The sequence below is a fragment of the Caldimonas thermodepolymerans genome (assembly GCF_015476235.1).
Lineage (GTDB): Bacteria > Pseudomonadota > Gammaproteobacteria > Burkholderiales > Burkholderiaceae_C > Caldimonas > Caldimonas thermodepolymerans.
Genome location: NZ_CP064338.1, coordinates 2,690,177 through 2,708,264, shown reverse-complemented (window position 1 = coordinate 2,708,264; position 18,088 = coordinate 2,690,177). Strand labels below are relative to the sequence as shown.

The following is an 18,088-nucleotide window of genomic DNA, read 5'->3' as shown; positions in this document are numbered from 1 at the left end:
GGTCACGCAAAGGATGACTGACATGGACGCTCCGATTTCCATTGCCCGCCGCGCTGCCCGACGCCGCAGCGCATTCGTACTGGCGGCCGTGCTGGCCGGCATGCAGGCGGTCCCGGCCTGGTCGGCGCCCGCCCAGATGCCGTTCCTGACGCGTACCACCAACCCGGCGCATCCCAACCTGGTCTACACGCTGGACGATTCCGGCTCGATGCAGTGGCAGTCCATGCCCGACTCGACGTTGCCCAGCAGCACCGAGAACAGGTACCGCATGACCTTCCATCACCAGGATCGTCGGGCACGGGTGCTGTCGGGCAACACCAGGTACGAGCCGCAGGTCATCCCGACACGGACCAACGACCTGATCTCGGCGCGGATGCGGTCCCCCGCGTACAACACGCTCTACTACAACCCCGAGATCCGCTACCAACCGTGGTACCGGTCCGACGGGACCCAGTTCGAGAACTCCAACCCTGCGGCGGCATGGATCTATCCGACCGACCGTCCCCCGGTGGGCACTGACACGGAGCGGGAGAACGCCATCAACAACGGGCTGGCGGTCAACCTGATCGGCGAGATCGAGGCCCCCTCGAACGTCGTCTGGTGCCGCTCCAACACCAGCCGGACGGCCAACCCGACGTCGGTGAACGACAGCGCCAACCGCACCAGCTGGACCTGCAACACGATGGACTCGGGGAGGGAGAAGTACGCGCCGGCGACGTACTACGTGCTGAACGGTGCCCCCAACAACCACGCGAACTTCACACGGGTCCGCATCATGGACTCGACCACCTTCACCCGCGGGCCGGGGCGCACCGACTGCACCGTGGTCGGCAACGTCGCCACCTGCACGCAGGAGCAGGAATACCAGAACTTCGCCAACTGGTTCACCTACTACCGGACGCGCCAGTACCTCGCGATCGGCGCCAGCACGCAGGCGTTCGCGACGCTGGATCCCGACTCAGGGCTGCGGGTCGGCTACGGCCGGATCAACAAGGATCAGACCAACATCGACGGGCGCAGCACCGGCACGATCGAGCGGGGGGTGCGGCGCTTCATCGGCAACGACCGCGAGCAGTTCTTCAACTGGCTGCACGGCCAGGGCTGGAGCGACTCCGGTACGCCGCTGAAGCGTGCCATGGACGACGTCGGGCAGTACTACTCCTGGACCGATGCGCGCGGCCCCTGGGGCAACACGCCGGGCACCAACGACACGTCCGCGCAGCTGGAGTGCCGCAAGGCCTACCACATCCTGATGACCGACGGCTACGCCAACGAAACCGGCGGTGCACGTGACACAGCGCGCCAGGGCGACTTCGACAACTCCAACGGCCCGGTGATCACCGGGCCCGGCGGGGCAAGCTACCAGTACACGCCCTCGCGTCCCTACCAGGCCTCGGGCGGCGGCACGCTGGCGGACCTGGCGATGTACTACTGGAACCGCGACCTCAACCCGAACCTGGCCAACCGCGTGCGTCCCGACGCGAGCAACCCGGCGTTCTGGCAGCACATGGTGAACTTCACCGTCGGCCTGGGCGTGGGCGGCACGCTGGCCTACCCGGATGACCTGGCGCGCATCCAGGCCGGCACGCTGAACTGGCCGACCGTGCAGAACAACCATGCCACCACGGTCGACGACCTCTGGCACGCTGCCGTCAACAGCCGCGGGCGCTACCTCAGCGCGCGCGATCCGGCGGAGTTCGCCTCGGCCCTGACCAGCATCCTGGAAGAGATCGCCGAGCGCGAGGCCAGCGAGGGTGGCGTGGCGGCCGCGGCCGCCACGCTGCAGGCCGGCAACCGCAAGTACGTGCCGACCTACCGCACCGGATCCTGGACCGGCAACCTGACCGCCTACGAGCTCGATGCCAACGGGCAGCAGCTCGAGAAGCTCTGGGATGCCGAAAGCAGCCTGCCCGCTGCGGCGAGCCGGAACATCTTCATCGGGACCCGCGCCACGACCGGGGCGAAGGCGGTGGCCTTCACCTGGGATGCGATGTCGACAGAGATGAAGGCCGAGATGGGGGCGAACGCGGTCGCGGCCTGGGTCAACCACCTGCGCGGCGACACCTCGCTGGAAGGCACGACGCAGGGCGGCATCACGCTGCGCCGCCGCATGGCCCGGCTGGGCGACATCGTCAACTCGCAGCCGACCTACGTGGGCGGGCTGGTGGACATGCAGTACCAGTACCTGCCGGAAGGCACGGCGGGGCGTGAGTCCTATCGGGCCTTCGTCAATGCCAAGCGCAGCCGCACCGGCGTGATCTTCGTCGGTGCCAATGACGGCATGCTGCACGGGTTCCGCGACACCGACGGGCGGGAAGTGTTCGCGTTCATCCCCCGCGCGCTGCTGTCGTCGCTGCCGTCGCTCGCATCGTCGTCGTACACGCACCGCTACTTCGTCGATGGCCAGCAGACCGAGAGCGATGCCTACCTCAACGGCTCCTGGCGCAACGTCCTGGTCGGCAGCACCGGTGCGGGCGCGCGGGCGGTCTACGCGCTGGACGTGACCAACCCGACCAGCATGAACGCCGGCAGCGTGCTGTGGGAGTTCGACTCCACCATCGATCCGGAGCTGGGCCATGTGATGGCCCCGATCGAGGTCGGCCGCATGAAGAACGGTGAGTGGGCCGCGGTGTTCGGCAACGGGCCGGACAGCGCCAGCGGCCTGGCGCGCCTGTTCATCGTCAACCTGCGCACCGGCGAGCTGATCCGCAGCATCCAGGCCGGCAACGCGACCAACAACGGCCTGGGCGGCGTGCGCCTGATCCGCGATGCCAACCAGGTGGTGATCGGTGCCTACGCGGGCGACCTGCAGGGCAACGTCTGGAAGTTCGACCTGACTTCGACGACCTCGGCGCAATGGCGGGTGGCGTTCAGCGGCGCCCCGCTGTTCACCGCAACCGATTCCGGCGGTGCGCCCCAGCCGATCATGGCGACGCCGCAGGTGATCAGCCATCCGCGCGGGGGCTACATGGTGCTGGTCGGCACCGGCAAGCTCTACGAGGAAGGGGACCAGACCAACGCCCAGCAGCAGAGCCTGTACGGCCTGTGGGACCAGCAGATCCTGGTGCAGTCGGGCGAGAACTGGGTCTGGTCCAGCGCCGAACGGATCACGACCCGCTCGAGCATCGTCGACCACAGCATCGACGCGGACACGATCTCGGGTTCCGGCGATTCGACCTACTACACGGTGACCACGACGCCGCTGGACTGGACCACGCACCGTGGCTGGTCCCTGCCGTTGACCATCGTGGCCGGCCAGCGCAACCTGCTGTCGCCGCAGTTCCTGTTCGGCTATGCGCTGTTCGAGACCATGGCGCCGTCGGCCGAGGGCACGGTCAACCCGTGCGAGGATGCCAACAGCGGGGTCGGCTACAACCTCGTCCTCAACCCGCTGACCGGTGCCATGCCGACCATCCCGATCTTCGACACCAACGGGGACGGCGTGATCGATTCGCGGGACACCGTCGCCGCGGGCGCGCAGACCACCTGGGACGGCCGCGACGTGGTGCTGCGGGAGCGTCCCAACCCCTGTCCGTCGGGCGACTGCGGGGACAATCCTTCGCCGTGCCCGCCCGGCACCAAGCAGGCCGTGCTGGCGGGCGCGTCGGCGGGCAACATCTCCACCTGCATCCCGATCCCGCCGCCGCAGCGTTGGTGGTGGCGCCAGCTGTTCGAATGAAGGAATCGAGAGTTTCTATGAGTGATGTCGCAAAGCAGCGTGCGATCCGTCGGGCCAGGGGCTTCACGCTGATCGAACTGATGATCGTCGTGGTGATCCTGGGTATCCTGGCCACGATTGCCTACCCGAACTACAGGGAGTACGTGCGGCGCGGCCAGCGTGCCGAGGCGCGCTCCACGTTGCTCGAGGCGGCGCAGTTCATGGCCCGCTTCTATGCGGCCAACGACCGCTACGACGAGACCCGCAACGGGACTGAAGTGGCGCTGCCCGAGACGCTGCGCCGCTCGCCCGCCAACGGGACGCAAAGCTACGCGATCAGCCTGGCCAGCGTGACCGCGACGTCGTACACCCTGCAGGCGGTGCCGACCGGCGGGATGGCCGATGACCGTTGCGGCACCCTGACGCTGACCAGCACCGGCCAGCGCGGGGCCAGCGGTGGCGCACCCGTCGCCGAATGCTGGAAGTAGGGATCCCGCCTGGCACATCGGTTCGTCCCGATGTGCCTGCCAGCCGCACCGAGCCGGCCTGCGGCCAGCGGCTTCAGATCTCCTTGATCAGCCGGCTGAACTCGTCCACGTCCTCGAAGCTGCGGTAGACCGACGCAAAGCGCACGTAGGCGACCTTGTCCAGCTTCTTGAGCTCGCGCATCACGAGCTCGCCCAGCTTCGAGCTCTGCACTTCGCGCATGCCGCTGGAACGCAGCTTCTGCTCGATGCGCTGCAAGGCCGCGTCGACCTGTTCCAGGCTGACCGGTCGCTTGCGCAGCGCCAGCATCATCGAGGCACGCATCTTGGCCGGATCGAACTCGGCGCGGCTGCCGTCCTTCTTGACGACGGACGGCATGGTCACCTCGGCCCGCTCGTAGGTGGTGAAGCGGGTGTCGCAGGACAGGCAGCGCCGCCGGCGCCGGATGACGTCGCCCTCGTCCGATTCCCGGGTCTCGACGACCTGGGTTTCTTCGTGGCCGCAGAAGGGGCAACGCATGGGACGAGGGCCTCGGGCTCAGCGGTAGACCGGGAAGCGCCGGGTCAGCTCGGCCACCTTGGCGCGCACCGTCTCGATGGTCGCTTCGTCGTGCGGGTTGTCGAGCACGTCGGCGATCAGGTGTGCGGTCTGGATGGCCTCGGCTTCCTTGAAGCCGCGCGTCGTCATCGCGGGCGACCCCAGGCGGATGCCGCTGGTGATCATCGGCTTCTGCGGGTCGTTCGGGATGCCGTTCTTGTTGCAGGTGATGTGGGCACGGCCCAGCACCGCCTCGGCTTCCTTGCCGGTCAGGCCCTTGGGACGCAGGTCGACCAGCATCACGTGGCTTTCGGTGCGGCCGCTGACGATGCGCAGGCCACGCGCGATCAGCGTCTCGGCCATGGCCTGGGCGTTCTTCACCACCTGCTGCTGGTAGGCCTTGAACTCGGGCGACAGCGCTTCCTTGAAGGCCACGGCCTTGGCCGCGATCACGTGCATCAGCGGGCCACCCTGGATGCCCGGGAAGATCGCGCTGTTGATCTGCTTGGCGACATGGTCCTTCATCAGGATGATGCCGCCGCGCGGGCCGCGCAGGCTCTTGTGGGTGGTCGAGGTGACCACGTCGGCGAACGGCACCGGGTTGGGGTAGACGCCCGCGGCGACCAGGCCGGCGTAGTGGGCCATGTCGACCATGAAGTAGGCGCCGACCGCCTTCGCCACCTTGGCGAAGCGTTCGAAGTCGATGCGCAGGCTGTAGGCCGAGGCGCCGGCGATGATCAGCTTGGGCTTGTGCTCGTGGGCCAGCCGCTCCATCGCGTCGTAGTCGATCTCTTCCTTCTCGTTCAGGCCGTAGCTGACGACCTTGAACCACTTGCCGCTCATGTTCAGCGGCATGCCGTGGGTCAGGTGACCGCCTTCGGCCAGGCTCATGCCCATGATGGTGTCGCCGGGCTGCAGCAGCCCGAAGAACACGCCCTGGTTGGCCTGCGAGCCGGAGTTGGGCTGGACGTTGGCGTGCTCGGCGCCGAACAGTTCCTTCACGCGGTCGATCGCCAGCTGCTCGACGATGTCGACGTATTCGCAGCCGCCGTAGTAGCGCTTGCCGGGGTAGCCCTCGGCGTACTTGTTGGTCAGCTGCGAGCCCTGCGCGGCCATCACGGCCGGCGAGGCGTAGTTTTCCGAGGCGATCAGCTCGATGTGGTCTTCCTGGCGCTGGTTTTCCTTCTGGATGGCAGCCCAGAGTTCGGGATCGACGTTGGCAATGGTGGAAACGGAGCGGTCAAACATGACTGGCAGTCCTCTTCGTGGCAAGAAGTCCCTCTACTCGACAGCTGCCGCGCACCAACGGCATGGCAACGGACGTGATCGACAGAGGGCTGCCCAGGCGAACGGCTGAAACGGCGAGGCGCCGGCTGCACTTCCCGGTGGTTCACCACCTTCGGCGCGCGGGGATCGCAAGGGGGCGGTCCCGGGGCCTTATCGCCAGTTGTGCAACCGGCGAAGTGTACTGGATCACGAAAAAAGGGGCCCGCGCGGGACCCCTTGTCGGCGTCGGCGCCAGGCTCACTCGGCCAGCGCGACCTGTTGCGTGGCGCTGCGGGTCAGCTTGTCGTCGGCCGGCTCGGCCGATGCCGGCGGTGTGGCCGGCGCGGTCGTGGCCGGACTGGACTGCACGGTGCGGATGGTGTGCGGCGCCATGACGGGCACGTGGCGGCCGGCCGCCACGTTGCGCAGGTGCTGTTGCTCGGACAGCACCTTGGCGGCATAGCCGCCGTCGTCCGGCAGGTTGGCCGCGCCGACGTAGTGGCGCAGGCCGCCTTCCAGGCTGCCGGCGCGCGCGATGCATTCGCGCAGCACCTTCACGCCCACGCGCAGGTTGGTGACCGGATCGAAGGCGGCATGGGTGCCGCCGAAGGGCTCGTACTTGTCGTTGTGCACGCGGGTCATCACCTGCATCAGCCCCTGCGCGCCGACCGGGCTCTGCGCGAACGGGTTGAAGCCGGATTCGATCGCCATGATGGCCAGGATCAGCGTCGGGTCGACTCCGGCGCCTTCGCCGACGTGCCAGGCTTCCTTCACCAGCCGCGCCAGCGGCTCGGGGGCGACCCGGTAGCGGCGCGACAGCCACAGGGTGATCGCGGCCTGCTGCTGGGACAGCTCGGACGGGTCCGCCGCGGTGGCGCGGGTGATCGCCTTCGGGTCGGCCAGGTGGGCGAGGAAGCTGTCGGGCGAGGACGCCACGCGCGCTTCGTGGCGGGCCTGCAGCCAGCCCAGCGCCTGCACCTCCAGCGCATGGCGCAGCTCGGGCTTGCCGAAGGCGAACACGGCGGCTGCCAGCACCAGGAAGCCCACGAAGGCCAGCCCGTTGTGGCTCAGTTCCAGCAGGCCATGGCCGACGTCCTTGATGAACACCGAGGCCGAGTTGATGGCCGCGTCGCGTGCGCTCTGCAGGGAGCGCCATCCATCGAACGCTGTCATGTCACTCCTTTCCTCCCGTCGGGTTCGATGCTGAGCGCTGGTGGGGTGGCTCATGCCCGACGGCGATAATGCGCCGCGTCCTTGGAATGCGGGCGTCGAGCCAAGCGGCTCGCGCCGGCTGCGGCTTTGATAGGCAGCGTCGCACCGATGACCGGTGCGGGTAATCCCCTAAGCAAGGGGACTGGCGGATTCTAGGGATGCGGCAAATAACCGGTCAAGCATTTCAATGCTGTGCCTAATGAGATTTGGTAATGAAATATCGGGATCTGCGTGACTTCGTGGCGCAGCTGGAGCAACAGGGCCTGCTGAGTCGGGTGCACGAACCAGTCTCCACGCGGCTGGAAATGACAGCGCTCGCTGACCGCGTGCTGAAGGCCGGCGGGCCGGCGCTGTGGTTCGAGCAGCCAATCGGTTACAAATTCCCGGTGCTGGCCAACCTGTTCGGCACGCCGCAGCGGGTGGCGCTGGGCATGGGGGCCGATGACGTCTCCGAACTGCGCCGGATCGGCCAGGTGCTGGCCAACCTCAAGGAACCCGAGCCGCCCCGCGGCCTGAAGGACGCCGGCAAGCTGCTGCAGATGGCCAAGGCGCTGTGGTCCATGAAGCCGGTGCAGCGGCGCAGCGCGCCCTGCCAGGAGGTGGTGTGGGAAGGCGGCGACGTGGACCTCACGCGCCTGCCCATCCAGTACTGCTGGCCGGAGGATGCCGCGCCGCTGGTGACCTGGGGCCTGGTGATCACGCGCGGGCCGCAGGGCGTGGCGCGTCCGCGGCGCCGGCAGAACCTGGGCATCTATCGCCAGCAGCTCATCGGTCGTCGCCAGCTGATCATGCGCTGGCTGGTCCACCGCGGCGGGGCGCTGGACTTCCGCGACTTCGCGCTGGCCAACCCGGGGCAGCCGTTCCCGGTCGCGGTGGCGCTGGGCGCCGATCCGGCCACCATCCTCGGCGCGGTGACGCCGGTGCCGGACACATTGTCCGAATACCAGTTCGCGGGGCTGCTGCGCGGCGGGCCGACCGAGGTGGTGGCCTCGGGCGTCGGCGAGGGCGAGCTCAAGCTGCAGGTGCCGGCCAGCGCCGAGATCGTGCTCGAGGGCCACATCGTGCCGGCTGCGCCGGGCTACACCGGGACCTCGGAACACGGCGTGCCGCTGAAGGAGAAGGGTGGCTACCTGCACGCGCTGGAGGGGCCGTACGGCGACCACACCGGCTACTACAACGAGCAGGACTGGTTCCCGGTGTTCGAGGTGCAGCGCATCACGATGCGCCAGGACCCGGTCTACCACTCGACCTACACCGGCAAGCCGCCCGACGAGCCGGCGGTGCTGGGCGTGGCGCTCAACGAGGTGTTCGTGCCCATCCTGCAGAAGCAGTTCCCGGAGATCGTGGACTTCTACCTGCCGCCCGAGGGCTGCAGCTACCGCATGGCCATCATCAGCATCCGCAAGAGCTACCCCGGTCATGCGAAGCGCCTGATGTTCGGGCTGTGGAGCTTCCTGCGGCAGTTCATGTACACGAAGTTCATCGTCGTGACCGACGACGACGTGAACATCCGCGACTGGCAGGACGTGATCTGGGCCATCACGACGCGGGTCGATCCGGTGCGCGACACCACGCTGGTCGAAAACACGCCGATCGACTACCTCGATTTCGCGTCGCCCGTGTCGGGCCTGGGTGGCAAGATGGGGCTGGATGCGACCAACAAGTGGCCGGGCGAAACGGACCGCGAATGGGGCCGGCTGATCCGCATGGATGTCGAGGTCGAGCGGCGCGTCGACGGCCTGTTCGCGCAGCTGATGGACGATGGCCGCGGGCAATGAGGGCGCCTGCCCTCATTGGAAAGCTGCGCTTGCTCCCCAGGCGCGGGCTTGGTACCTTAGAGGTGCCTGTTCGATACAGGCCTACCACTTGCGCAGTCGCTGCGCACAGGGGCCCCGCGCCGTGAAGCCCGGAGCTCCGAAGGTGGCGTGAGCCACGCACCCCTTCAGGCTGCAATGGTCTGGAGGGGTTTCTATTTGGGACCGGCTGCGGCGCTCAGGCGCCGGCGATCCAGCCCAGCAGCTCGCGCAGCGCGATGCGGTTCTGCGCGATGCCCTCGGTGCTGGGCAGCCAGTCCAGCAGGCGGTCGGGGCGCGGGTTGAAGTAGCCCATCGGGGCCGGCACCACGGCCACGTCGCTGCCCAGCGCTTCGCCGAATGCGCGGGCCGCGCGGCGCATGTGCCAGGCGTGCGTGACCAGCAGCACCTTCTTCACGCCGGACTGGCGCAGCAGCGGCGCGGAGCGGCCGGCGTTCTCGCGGGTGTCGCGCGAGTGCTCCTCGATCCAGCGCAGCGTGACGCCGTATTCCTCCTTCGCGATGCGCGAGGCGATGCGGGCTTCCGGGTGTTCGCCGTCCTGCTGGGCCCAGCCGAGGCCGCCGCTGAAGCCCAGCGGTGCACCGGTCTGCCGCGACAGCCACACGCCGTAGCGCAGCCGCTCGAGCGAGGCGCCGGACAGGTCGGAGACGCCGTATTCCGGCGCGCGCGGCTTCATGCCCCCGCCCAGCACGAGGATGGCCACCGCCGGCGCCTCGCCGCGGGGGAGCGCGTGCACCTCGTCGCGCAGTGCCTGCAGGTCGATCGGCCCGAGCGGGCGCGGCGCGCGCAGCGCATAGGTCTGCAGCACGGCGGCGAAGCCCTGGGTCGAGGTCAGCCACATGCTGCCGAGTGCCAGCAGCACGACCAGGAAGCCCCAGCCGCGGTGGCGCGTCATCACGCGGATGCCGACGAGCACCAGCAGCATCAGCGGCACCGGCGGCAGCAGCAGGGCGGCGAGGAAGGGTTTGAACGAGGCCAGGGTATCGAGCATGGAGCGGACTGGTCTGCAGTGAAGACGGTGCGGCGGGCCGGCGCACCTGGGCCGGGACTGACGCGATCGGCGCGATTGTGCAGGAAACACCTGCGGGGGCCGTGCTTGGGTAAGCTGCGGGCTTCCCGTTCTTGTCCTGCAAGGAGCTGGCGATGTCGCATGCACGCACGACCGAAACCATCACCCTGGGCGGCGGCTGCTTCTGGTGCACGGAAGCGGTGTACGACCGCGTCGAGGGCGTGCTCGACGTGGAATCCGGCTATGCCAACGGCCATGTCGACCACCCGACCTATGAACAGGTCTGCACCGGCACCACCGGCCATGCGGAAGTGGTGAAGGTGGAGTTCGATCCGTCGCGCATCAGCCTGCGCGAGATCCTGGAGATCTTCTTCGTGATCCACGACCCCACCACGCCGGACCGGCAGGGCAACGACGTCGGGCCGCAGTACCGCTCGGCGATCTATTTCCATGCGCCGGAGCAGGAGACCGTCATCCGCGGCGTGGTCGCGCACGTGGCGGCGCAGCTGTTCGACCGCCCGGTGGTCACCGAGATCGCGCCGCTGCGCTCGTACTGGCCGGCCGAGGACTACCACCAGAACTACTTCGAGAAGCACCCGCAGCAAGGCTATTGCGCGTTCGTGGTCGCGCCCAAGGTCGAGAAGTTCCGCCAGACCTTCGCGAACAAGGTGCGGCGCGCCTGAGGCCTCGCGGGCGGCATCGGTGGCCGCCCGTTCCGGTCGTCGTCCAGGGGCGCCGGTCTTGACAGGCTTGCTAGGCTGGATGCCGTGGCGTCCGGCGCCTGCCGGGGCCGCGTCGATGGAACCTTGAACGTGGAGAGAAGAAGAATGAAGAAGACGTGGGTCGCGCTGGGGTGCGCGGCGCTGGCGCTCGCGATGCCGGTGGCGGCGCATTCCGACAAGGCCGGGGCGACGGTGTCGGAGCATGTGCGCAAGGACATCAAGCGCCACCGCGCCATGGCCGCCGCGCACGAGGCGGCGGCGCGCTGCCTCGAGTCGGGACGCTCCGAGGAGGATTGCCAGCAGCAGCTGCAGGCGGCCTGCAAGGGGCTGGCGATCGGCAAGCACTGCGGCATGCGCCACCAGCATTGACCGCATGCCGGGCGACGGGGCGCTCGCCGTCCGGCCGCGGGCTCAGGGGGCCAGGCGTTCGCGTATCCAGCGGCCGTCCTGCAGCCGGTAGCGCAGCCGGTCGTGCAGGCGCGACTTGCGGCCCTGCCAGAACTCCCAGCAGTCCGGCACCAGCCGGAAGCCGCCCCAGTGCGGCGGGCGGGGCGGGTTGAGGCCGAACTTCGCGCCGTACTTCGCGGCGTTGGCCACCAGCACCGCACGCGAGGGGATCACCTCGCTCTGCGGCGAGGCCCAGGCGCCCAGGCGCGAATCGAGCGGGCGGGAGCGGTAGTAGGCGTCGGACTCGGCCTCGCTGACCTTCTCGACGCGGCCCTCGATGCGCACCACGCGTTCGAGCTCGACCCAGTGGAACTGCAGCGCGGCATAGGGGTTGGCGGCCAGCTCGCGGCCCTTGCGGCTGTGGTAGTTCGTGTACCAGACGATGCCGCGCTCGTCGAAGCCCTTGATCAGGACGACACGGGTCGAGGGGCGTCCGTCGGGCCCGACCGTGGCGACGGTCATCGCGTTGGGTTCGGGCAGCTGGGCGGCCAGCGCCTCGTCGAACCACTGGCGGAACTGGGCCACCGGGTCGTGGTGCGCGGCCGACTCGTCCAGCTCGGCGCGCTCGTAGCTCTTGCGCAGGTCGGCGATCTTGTCATTCATGCATGCCAGTATAGGAATCCCTGACGAGCTCACTGTACGACTTGACAGGGTGGGCAAGTCCTTAAGTGCGAATCCCACTTCCGTGTCCCGTCCGGGTGGGTTCCCATGTGGGCATGGGCCGGCGCCGCTCGCCGGTCCGGTCGAGACGATGTTCAACCGCAGCGATCGCAGGAAGACCTCATGACTGCCGTGCCGGTGGTGATCGTCCTGGCCGCGGGAGCAGGCTCGCGCTTTGCCGGACAGCACCACAAACTCGCGCAACCGTTCGGGCACTCCACCGTGCTGGGCACGACGCTCGCGCAGGTGGTGTCCAGCCGGCTGCCCGTGGTGGTCGTGACCACGCGCGGGCTGCGCGACGTCGCGCACGGCTGGGTGGCCGCGCAGGACATCGTCGAGCTGCCCGAAGTGGGCAGCGGCGACCCGCAGCTCGGCATGGGCTATTCGATCGCCGCGGGCGTGCGTGCGCGCGGCGATGCCGCGGGCTGGCTGGTCCTGCCGGGCGACATGCCGCTGGTCAAGCCCGCGACGCTGCGCGCGGTGGCTGCGGCCTTGCAGCAGCACCCGGTGGCCTACGCGCAGCACCAGGGGCGGCGCGGGCATCCGGTGGCGTTCTCGGGCGAGCTGTTCTCCGAGCTGGCCACGCTGAGCGGCGACGAGGGCGCCCGCCGGCTGATCGCCCGCTATCCGTCGGCCGCGGTCGAGGTCGACGATCCCGGCGTGCTGCTCGACCTGGACACGCAGGACGACCTGGAGCGCCTGCGCCAGGTGCACGAGGCGCCGGCCACGGCTCAGCAGGGGCCGGCGTCCTGATCCAGCAGCCCGTGCGCGCGCGCCAGCGCCAGCAGCGCGCCGATCGCGCGGTCGCGGATGCCGTGCTCGCGCAGGCAGGCATCGGTGCGCAGCACGTAATCCAGTGTCGTGCCGTAGCGCCCGCGCGCCTCGCGCAGGATGGCCAGCAGCTGCGCCTCGGACAGCTCGCCGGTGTAGTTGGGGCTGCGCCGGCTCAGCGTGAAGGCCAGCGCGCGCACCGTGCCCTGCGCGGTGCGGCAGGGCAGCCAGCGCGGGTCGTAGACCCCGGTCGGCATCTCGCGGTCCCAGAGCTTGACCAGTTCGGCCAGCGCGCGTTCGCGCGGCACGCGCAACACCATGCCGCGGCAGGCGCCGCCCGGCATCAGCGCAAACACGAGCCCGGGGCAGGCCGGCGTGCCGCGGTTGACGCGCGACCACATCCTCAGCGCCCGGTGATAGCCGCGCACGTCGGCCAGCCGCTGCTCGACGTGGGCGATCTCCGGGCGCCAGATCAGCGAGGCGTAGCCGAACACCCACAAATCCTCGTCGGGGTTCCAGCCGCGCAAGGTCTGGTCCAGCAGCGGACGCGGGTCGCGCACGGCAAGCGCGTCGAAATCGGAGGACAGGGCAGGCAGTTGCGACACGGCAGCAGGTGAGGACGGCACGGCAAGAGGTCCACTATGACCCCGCAGGCAAGGCGCTGGCAAGCGGCGGGCGGGCTCGCAACCGCAGGTGTCACATGACCACGGCGCCCAGGGGGCGGCGTGCGCGGTTGATTTGACGATGTAACTGGGTTACCTAATAATCGATCGAATAGTTACAAACCTGACGCCTGCGAGATGCATCCCACCGTCCTCCAAGTCACCGAGCGCATCCGGGCGCGCAGTGCGGCCACCCGGCGCGCCTACCTGCAGCGGGTGGAGCAGGCGGCCAACCGGCCGCGCGGCGCCGACCGCATGGGCTGCGCGAATGTCGCCCATGCCTTTGCCGCCCTGCCGGACGCGATGAAGGTCAAGGTGGTCGCCGAGCGCGCACCGAACCTGGCCATCGTGACCGCCTACAACGACGTGCTGTCGGCCCACCAACCCTACGAGGGCTACCCGGCGCTGATCCGCGACGAGGCGCGCCGCCAGGGCGCGAGCGCGCAGGTCGCCGGCGGCGTGCCGGCGATGTGCGACGGGGTCACGCAGGGGCTGCCCGGGATGGAGCTGAGCCTGTTCTCGCGCGACACCATCGCGATGAGCACGGCGATCGCGCTGACGCACGACACCTTCGACGCGGCGCTGCTGCTGGGTATCTGCGACAAGATCGTGCCGGGCCTGCTGATCGGCGCGCTGCACTTCGGCCACCTGCCGTGCGTGTTCGTGCCGGCCGGGCCGATGAGCAGCGGCCTGTCCAACAGCGAGAAGGCGCGGGTGCGCGAGCAGTACGCGCAGGGGCTGGTCGGGCGCGACGAGCTGCTGGCGGCCGAATCGCGTGCCTACCACGGCCCCGGCACCTGCACCTTCTACGGCACGGCCAACAGCAACCAGATGCTGATGGAGGCGATGGGCCTGCACGTGCCGGGCGCGGCCTTCGTGCACCCCCACGACGGGCTGCGCGAGGCGCTGACCCGCGAGGCGGTGCGCACCGCGCTGGCCAACCTGAAGGAGCGCCGCTACACGCCCATCGGCGTGATGGTCGACGAGCGCGCGATCGTCAATGCGATGGTGGCCTTGCTGGCCACCGGCGGCTCGACCAACCACCTGATCCACTGGGTCGCGGTGGCGCGCGCGGCGGGCATCCTGATCGACTGGAACGACTTTTCCGACCTGTCCGCGGTGGTGCCGCTGCTGACCCGCGTCTATCCGAACGGCTCGGCCGACGTGAACCGCTTCCAGGCCTGCGGCGGGCCGGGCTTCGTGATCCGTGAGCTGCTCGACGGCGGCTACATGCACGAGGACGCGCTGACCGTCACCCCGGGCGGCATGCGCGACTACGCCCGCATCCCGGCGCTGCAGGACGGGCGGCTCACCTGGGCCGAGCTGCCGCGGGACAGCGTCGACGACTCGGTGGTGCGGCCGGCGTCGGCGCCGTTCAGCCCGAGCGGCGGCCTCAGGCTGCTGCAGGGCAACCTGGGCCGCGCGGTGATCAAGGTCTCGGCGGTGCCCGAGGACCGCCACGTGATCGAGGCGCCGGCGATCGTGTTCGACAGCCAGGACGCCTTGCAGCGCGCCTTCGCGGCCGGCGAGCTGGAGCGCGACTTCGTCGCCGTGGTGCGCTTCCAGGGACCGCGTGCCAACGGCATGCCGGAGCTGCACAAGCTGACCCCGCCGCTGGCGGTGCTGCAGGGCAAGGGCTTCCGCGTCGCGCTGGTCACCGACGGGCGCATGAGCGGTGCTTCGGGCAAGGTGCCGGCGGCCATCCACGTGAGCCCCGAGGCACTGGCCGGCGGGCCGCTCGCCAAGGTGCGCAGCGGCGACCGGATCCGCCTCGACGCCGTGGCAGGCACGCTCGATGCACTGGTCGATGCTGCCGAATGGGCGCGCCGCGAGCCGGCCGTGATGCCGCAGGAGCTGGCCGAGGCGCACGCGTACCAGCTGGGCCGCGAGTTGTTCGCGGGCATGCGCCGCAACGTGCGCTCGGCCGAAGAAGGCGCCTGCACCTGGCTGTGATCCCCGTCCCCCGGAAGAGACCCCCCACCATGAACACCCTCGAACTGGCCACTCACGGCCCCGTCATCCCCGTCATCGTGATCGAACGCGTCGACGACGCGGTGCCGCTGGCCGAAGCGCTGGTGGCCGGCGGCATCCGCGTGCTGGAGGTGACGTTGCGCACCCCGGTGGCGCTGCAGTGCATCGAGGCGATCGCCAAGGCCGTGCCCGAGGCCATCGTCGGCGCCGGCACGGTGCGCACCGGCGTGGACGCCAAGGCGGTGAAGGACGTGGGGTGCCGCTTCGCGGTCAGTCCCGGCTACACGCCCGAGATCGGCCGCGCCTGCCAGGACCTGGACCTGCCGCTGCTGCCCGGCGTGGCCACCGCGAGCGAGGTGATGCAGGCCACGGCCGACGGCTATCACTTCCTGAAGCTGTTCCCGGCCACGGCGGTGGGCGGCGTGGCGCTGCTCAAGGCGCTGGCCGGCCCGTTCCCCGACGTGGCGTTCTGTCCGACCGGCGGGATCACGCCCGAGACGGCGCCGCAGTTCCTCGCGCTGCCCAACGTCAAGGTGTGCGGCGGCTCGTGGCTGACGCCGGCCGATGCGGTGAAGGCGCGTGACTGGGCACGCATCACGCGCCTGGCGCAGCAGGCCGCCGCGCTGCGCCCCTGAACGCGTCAGTCCGGCTTGCGCTCGATCAGCTCGATCTTGTAGCCGTCCGGGTCGGTGACGAAGGCGATCACCGTGGTGCCGCCCTTGACCGGGCCGGCCTCGCGCGTGACCTGTCCGCCGTTGGCGCGGATGCGCTCGCAGGCGGCGTAGGCGTCCGGCACCTCGATCGCGATGTGCCCGTAGGCCGTGCCCATCTCGTAGCGGTCGACACCGTAGTTGTAGGTCAGCTCGATCTCGGCGTGCTCCGGGTTGGAGCCGTAGCCGACGAAGGCCAGCGAATACTGCTGGTCCGGCCGGTCGGTGGTGCGCAGCAGCTTCATGCCCATCACGCGGGTGTAGAAGTCGATCGAGCGCTGCAGGTCGCCCACCCGCAGCATCGTGTGGAGGATTCTCATGATCGCGGGGAAGTGGGTGGGGGAACGTCAAGGATAAAGCAGGTCGTCGAGGCGTGCGCGTAGAGCGTGCCGTCGGGCCCGAGCAGCCGGCCGTCGGAGGTGGCCAGCCGGCCGCCCACGTGGATCGCCTGCCCGATCGCGCGCACCAGCGGCACCTTCTCGGTCAGCGCCTTCACGTAGTTCACCTTCAGTTCCACCGTGGTGTAGCTCTTGCCGGGCGGCAGCATGGTGTGGATCGCGCAGGCCACCGCCGAGTCCAGCAGCGTGGCGATCCAGCCGCCGTGCACCGAGCCGAGCGGGTTGTAGTGCTGGAACAGCGGCTGCCCCTGGAACACGGCGCGCCCGCGTTCGGCTTCCACCAGCAGGAAGCCCAGCGTCGCGGAAATCGGCGGCGGGGGCAGCGTTCCCTCGAGCATGGCCTGGAAGATCTCCAGGCCGGTCTTGCCGCGCACCTGGTCCGGGTGGCTCAGGCCGGGCGGCGCGAAGCGCGGGCGCAGCTCGGCCTCGCGCTGCCGCCATGCGGCCAGGACATCGTCGGGGGAGGGGGCGCGTGTCGTCATGGGGTCTCCTGCACGGGGCGCAGCCGCGGGGCGGAGGCGTCCGGGTAAATTGTATCTACAACAGTTGTATCTACAATATAAACCATGCCCAAGCCGACCGCCAGGCCCGCCTCGCCAGCCGCCGTCCCGCGCGGCTGCACCCACCTCAAGCTGCGCCAGCTCGTGCGCCGCGTCGGCCGGCACTACGACGCGGCGATGGCCGCTGCGGGGCTCAAGGCCACGCAGTACTCGCTGCTGTCGCACGTGGTGCAGCTGGGGCCGATCCGTCCGGGCGAGCTGGCCGCGCGCCTGCAGCTGGAAGCCTCGACGCTGACGCGCAACCTGCAGCCGCTGGTCGCGCAGGGGTGGGTCGAGCTGCGGCCGGGCGAGGATGCGCGCAGCCGCCTGGTCGTCGCCACCGATGCCGGGCGTGCCAAGCGGGCGGAGGCGCAGCGCGCCTGGAAGCAGGCGCAGCTTGCGCTCAATGCGGTGCTGGGGGAAGAACGGGTGGCGCGCCTGCACGCGCTGCTCGACGAGTGCCTCGAGCGGCTCGGCGCCGACCAGGCCGCAGGCGGCGCGGACTGACGCCGCGACGGCCGCTGCATGCGTTGGCGGGCGGGCTGCCGTGCAACGTGTCGGCAGCGCGGGTGGGGCGGTGGACGGGCTCAGCCGCCCGAGCCGACGCCGGCGAGCACCAGCACGCCCAGCGTCAGGAAGATCGCCGCGGCGATCCAGCGCACCCAGTGCAGCGGCACGAAGTGCATCGCCTTGTCGCCCAGGTACACCGCCGGCACGTTGACCAGCATCATGCCCAGCGTGGTGCCGGCCGTGACCATGAAGACCGAGTCGTACTTCGCGGCGAGCATCACGGTGGCGATCTGCGTCTTGTCGCCCATCTCGGCGAGGAAGAAGGCGATCAGCGTGATGCCGAACACGCCCCAGTGCCCGCAGACCTGGGTGTCTTCCTCGTCGACCTTGTCGGGAACCAGCGTCCAGATCGCCACGGCGATGAAGGACAGGCCCAGGGTCCAGCGCAGGATCGAGGGGCTGACCATGCTCTGGATCAGCGCGCCGACGGCGCTGGCCGCGGCGTGGTTCAGCAGGGTGGCGACGAGGATGCCCGCGACGATGGGCAGCGGGCGGCGGTAGCGCGCGGCCAGCAGCAGGGCGAGCAGCTGGGTCTTGTCCCCGATCTCGCTGGCCGCAACGACACCGGTGGACACGAGCAGGGCAGAAAGCATGGGGAGGGGGACGGACAGGCGCCGGCAGCAGGGAAACGGCCCGCAGTGTAGCCGGTGCGCGTG

18 protein-coding genes and 1 riboswitch are annotated in these 18,088 nt (G+C 69.7%); of the genes, 9 read left to right on the top strand and 9 right to left on the bottom strand.

Annotation, left to right across the window (positions count from 1 at the left end; genetic code table 11):
* Positions 1 to 22: 22 nt before the first annotated feature.
* Complete coding sequence (locus IS481_RS12750) at positions 23 to 3,679, top strand: pilus assembly protein (protein WP_170067424.1); 3,657 nt, start codon at positions 23 to 25, stop codon at positions 3,677 to 3,679.
* 17 nt (positions 3,680 to 3,696) lie between these two features.
* Positions 3,697 to 4,146, top strand: a complete 450-nt coding sequence (locus IS481_RS12745) for a type IV pilin protein (RefSeq protein WP_104355792.1) — start codon at positions 3,697 to 3,699, stop codon at positions 4,144 to 4,146.
* A gap of 73 nt (positions 4,147 to 4,219) precedes the next feature.
* Here IS481_RS12745 and nrdR read toward each other — a convergent pair whose 3' ends face one another.
* The 3 genes from nrdR to IS481_RS12730 form a co-directional block, all read right to left on the bottom strand.
* Positions 4,220 to 4,663 carry a transcriptional regulator NrdR gene (gene nrdR / locus IS481_RS12740; RefSeq protein WP_104355791.1) on the bottom strand — a complete coding sequence of 148 codons (444 nt, stop codon included), beginning with the start codon at positions 4,661 to 4,663 and terminating at the stop codon, positions 4,220 to 4,222.
* An 18-nt stretch (positions 4,664 to 4,681) separates the two neighbouring features.
* Positions 4,682 to 5,929, bottom strand: coding sequence for a serine hydroxymethyltransferase (glyA, locus tag IS481_RS12735; protein WP_104355790.1), 1,248 nt, complete (start codon positions 5,927 to 5,929; stop codon positions 4,682 to 4,684).
* Between the two features lie 84 nt (positions 5,930 to 6,013).
* Positions 6,014 to 6,142, bottom strand: a riboswitch (ZMP/ZTP riboswitch).
* A 63-nt stretch (positions 6,143 to 6,205) separates the two neighbouring features.
* On the bottom strand, positions 6,206 to 7,120 hold the full coding sequence (locus IS481_RS12730) for a lytic transglycosylase domain-containing protein (RefSeq protein ID WP_104355789.1): 915 nt from the start codon (positions 7,118 to 7,120) through the stop codon (positions 6,206 to 6,208).
* 251 nt (positions 7,121 to 7,371) lie between these two features.
* On the opposite strand from IS481_RS12730, the gene ubiD reads away from it, so the two are divergent.
* Complete coding sequence (gene ubiD, locus IS481_RS12725; RefSeq protein WP_104355788.1) at positions 7,372 to 8,937, top strand: 4-hydroxy-3-polyprenylbenzoate decarboxylase; 1,566 nt, start codon at positions 7,372 to 7,374, stop codon at positions 8,935 to 8,937.
* A 214-nt stretch (positions 8,938 to 9,151) separates the two neighbouring features.
* On the opposite strand, the gene IS481_RS12720 is transcribed toward ubiD, so the two are convergent.
* Entirely contained in the window at positions 9,152 to 9,964 is an 813-nt protein-coding gene (locus tag IS481_RS12720; RefSeq protein ID WP_104355787.1) for a YdcF family protein, read from the bottom strand.
* 152 nt (positions 9,965 to 10,116) lie between these two features.
* On the opposite strand from IS481_RS12720, the gene msrA reads away from it, so the two are divergent.
* Complete coding sequence (msrA, locus tag IS481_RS12715) at positions 10,117 to 10,665, top strand: peptide-methionine (S)-S-oxide reductase MsrA (RefSeq protein ID WP_104355786.1); 549 nt, start codon at positions 10,117 to 10,119, stop codon at positions 10,663 to 10,665.
* Between the two features lie 144 nt (positions 10,666 to 10,809).
* On the top strand, positions 10,810 to 11,073 hold the full coding sequence (locus IS481_RS12710; protein ID WP_104355785.1) for a hypothetical protein: 264 nt from the start codon (positions 10,810 to 10,812) through the stop codon (positions 11,071 to 11,073).
* A 42-nt stretch (positions 11,074 to 11,115) separates the two neighbouring features.
* On the opposite strand, the gene pdxH is transcribed toward IS481_RS12710, so the two are convergent.
* Positions 11,116 to 11,754, bottom strand: a complete 639-nt coding sequence (pdxH, locus tag IS481_RS12705; RefSeq protein WP_104355784.1) for a pyridoxamine 5'-phosphate oxidase — start codon at positions 11,752 to 11,754, stop codon at positions 11,116 to 11,118.
* Between the two features lie 180 nt (positions 11,755 to 11,934).
* Between pdxH and IS481_RS12700 the strand changes: the two genes are divergently transcribed.
* The gene (locus tag IS481_RS12700; RefSeq protein ID WP_104355783.1) at positions 11,935 to 12,564 is read left to right on the top strand and encodes a nucleotidyltransferase family protein; all 630 of its coding nucleotides are present in this window, start codon (positions 11,935 to 11,937) and stop codon (positions 12,562 to 12,564) included.
* Here IS481_RS12700 and IS481_RS12695 read toward each other — a convergent pair.
* Entirely contained in the window at positions 12,543 to 13,187 is a 645-nt protein-coding gene (locus IS481_RS12695; RefSeq protein WP_194963300.1) for a gamma-glutamylcyclotransferase, read from the bottom strand. The two genes, IS481_RS12700 and IS481_RS12695, sit on opposite strands and share 22 nt — an antisense overlap.
* 195 nt (positions 13,188 to 13,382) lie before the next feature.
* Between IS481_RS12695 and edd the strand changes: the two genes are divergently transcribed.
* Together edd and IS481_RS12685 are read left to right on the top strand one after the other, a co-directional pair.
* Complete coding sequence (gene edd, locus IS481_RS12690) at positions 13,383 to 15,197, top strand: phosphogluconate dehydratase (protein ID WP_104355782.1); 1,815 nt, start codon at positions 13,383 to 13,385, stop codon at positions 15,195 to 15,197.
* A 29-nt stretch (positions 15,198 to 15,226) separates the two neighbouring features.
* Complete coding sequence (locus IS481_RS12685) at positions 15,227 to 15,850, top strand: bifunctional 4-hydroxy-2-oxoglutarate aldolase/2-dehydro-3-deoxy-phosphogluconate aldolase (protein ID WP_104355781.1); 624 nt, start codon at positions 15,227 to 15,229, stop codon at positions 15,848 to 15,850.
* A gap of 5 nt (positions 15,851 to 15,855) precedes the next feature.
* On the opposite strand, the gene gloA is transcribed toward IS481_RS12685, so the two are convergent.
* On the bottom strand, positions 15,856 to 16,245 hold the full coding sequence (gloA, locus tag IS481_RS12680; protein ID WP_104355780.1) for a lactoylglutathione lyase: 390 nt from the start codon (positions 16,243 to 16,245) through the stop codon (positions 15,856 to 15,858).
* Positions 16,242 to 16,805 (bottom strand): PaaI family thioesterase, encoded by a 564-nt coding sequence (locus IS481_RS12675; RefSeq protein ID WP_104355779.1) that lies wholly within the window; start codon positions 16,803 to 16,805, stop codon positions 16,242 to 16,244. The genes gloA and IS481_RS12675 overlap by 4 nt, the downstream gene beginning before the upstream one ends.
* Before the next feature lie 84 nt (positions 16,806 to 16,889).
* Here IS481_RS12675 and IS481_RS12670 point away from each other — a divergent pair, with 84 nt between their 5' ends.
* A complete protein-coding gene (locus IS481_RS12670) occupies positions 16,890 to 17,369 on the top strand; it encodes a MarR family winged helix-turn-helix transcriptional regulator (protein ID WP_104355778.1) in 480 nt (159 codons plus the stop codon).
* An 80-nt stretch (positions 17,370 to 17,449) separates the two neighbouring features.
* Here the strand turns inward: IS481_RS12670 and IS481_RS12665 are convergent, their stop codons facing one another.
* Positions 17,450 to 18,025 (bottom strand): TMEM165/GDT1 family protein, encoded by a 576-nt coding sequence (locus tag IS481_RS12665; protein WP_104355777.1) that lies wholly within the window; start codon positions 18,023 to 18,025, stop codon positions 17,450 to 17,452.
* Positions 18,026 to 18,088 lie beyond the last annotated feature (63 nt).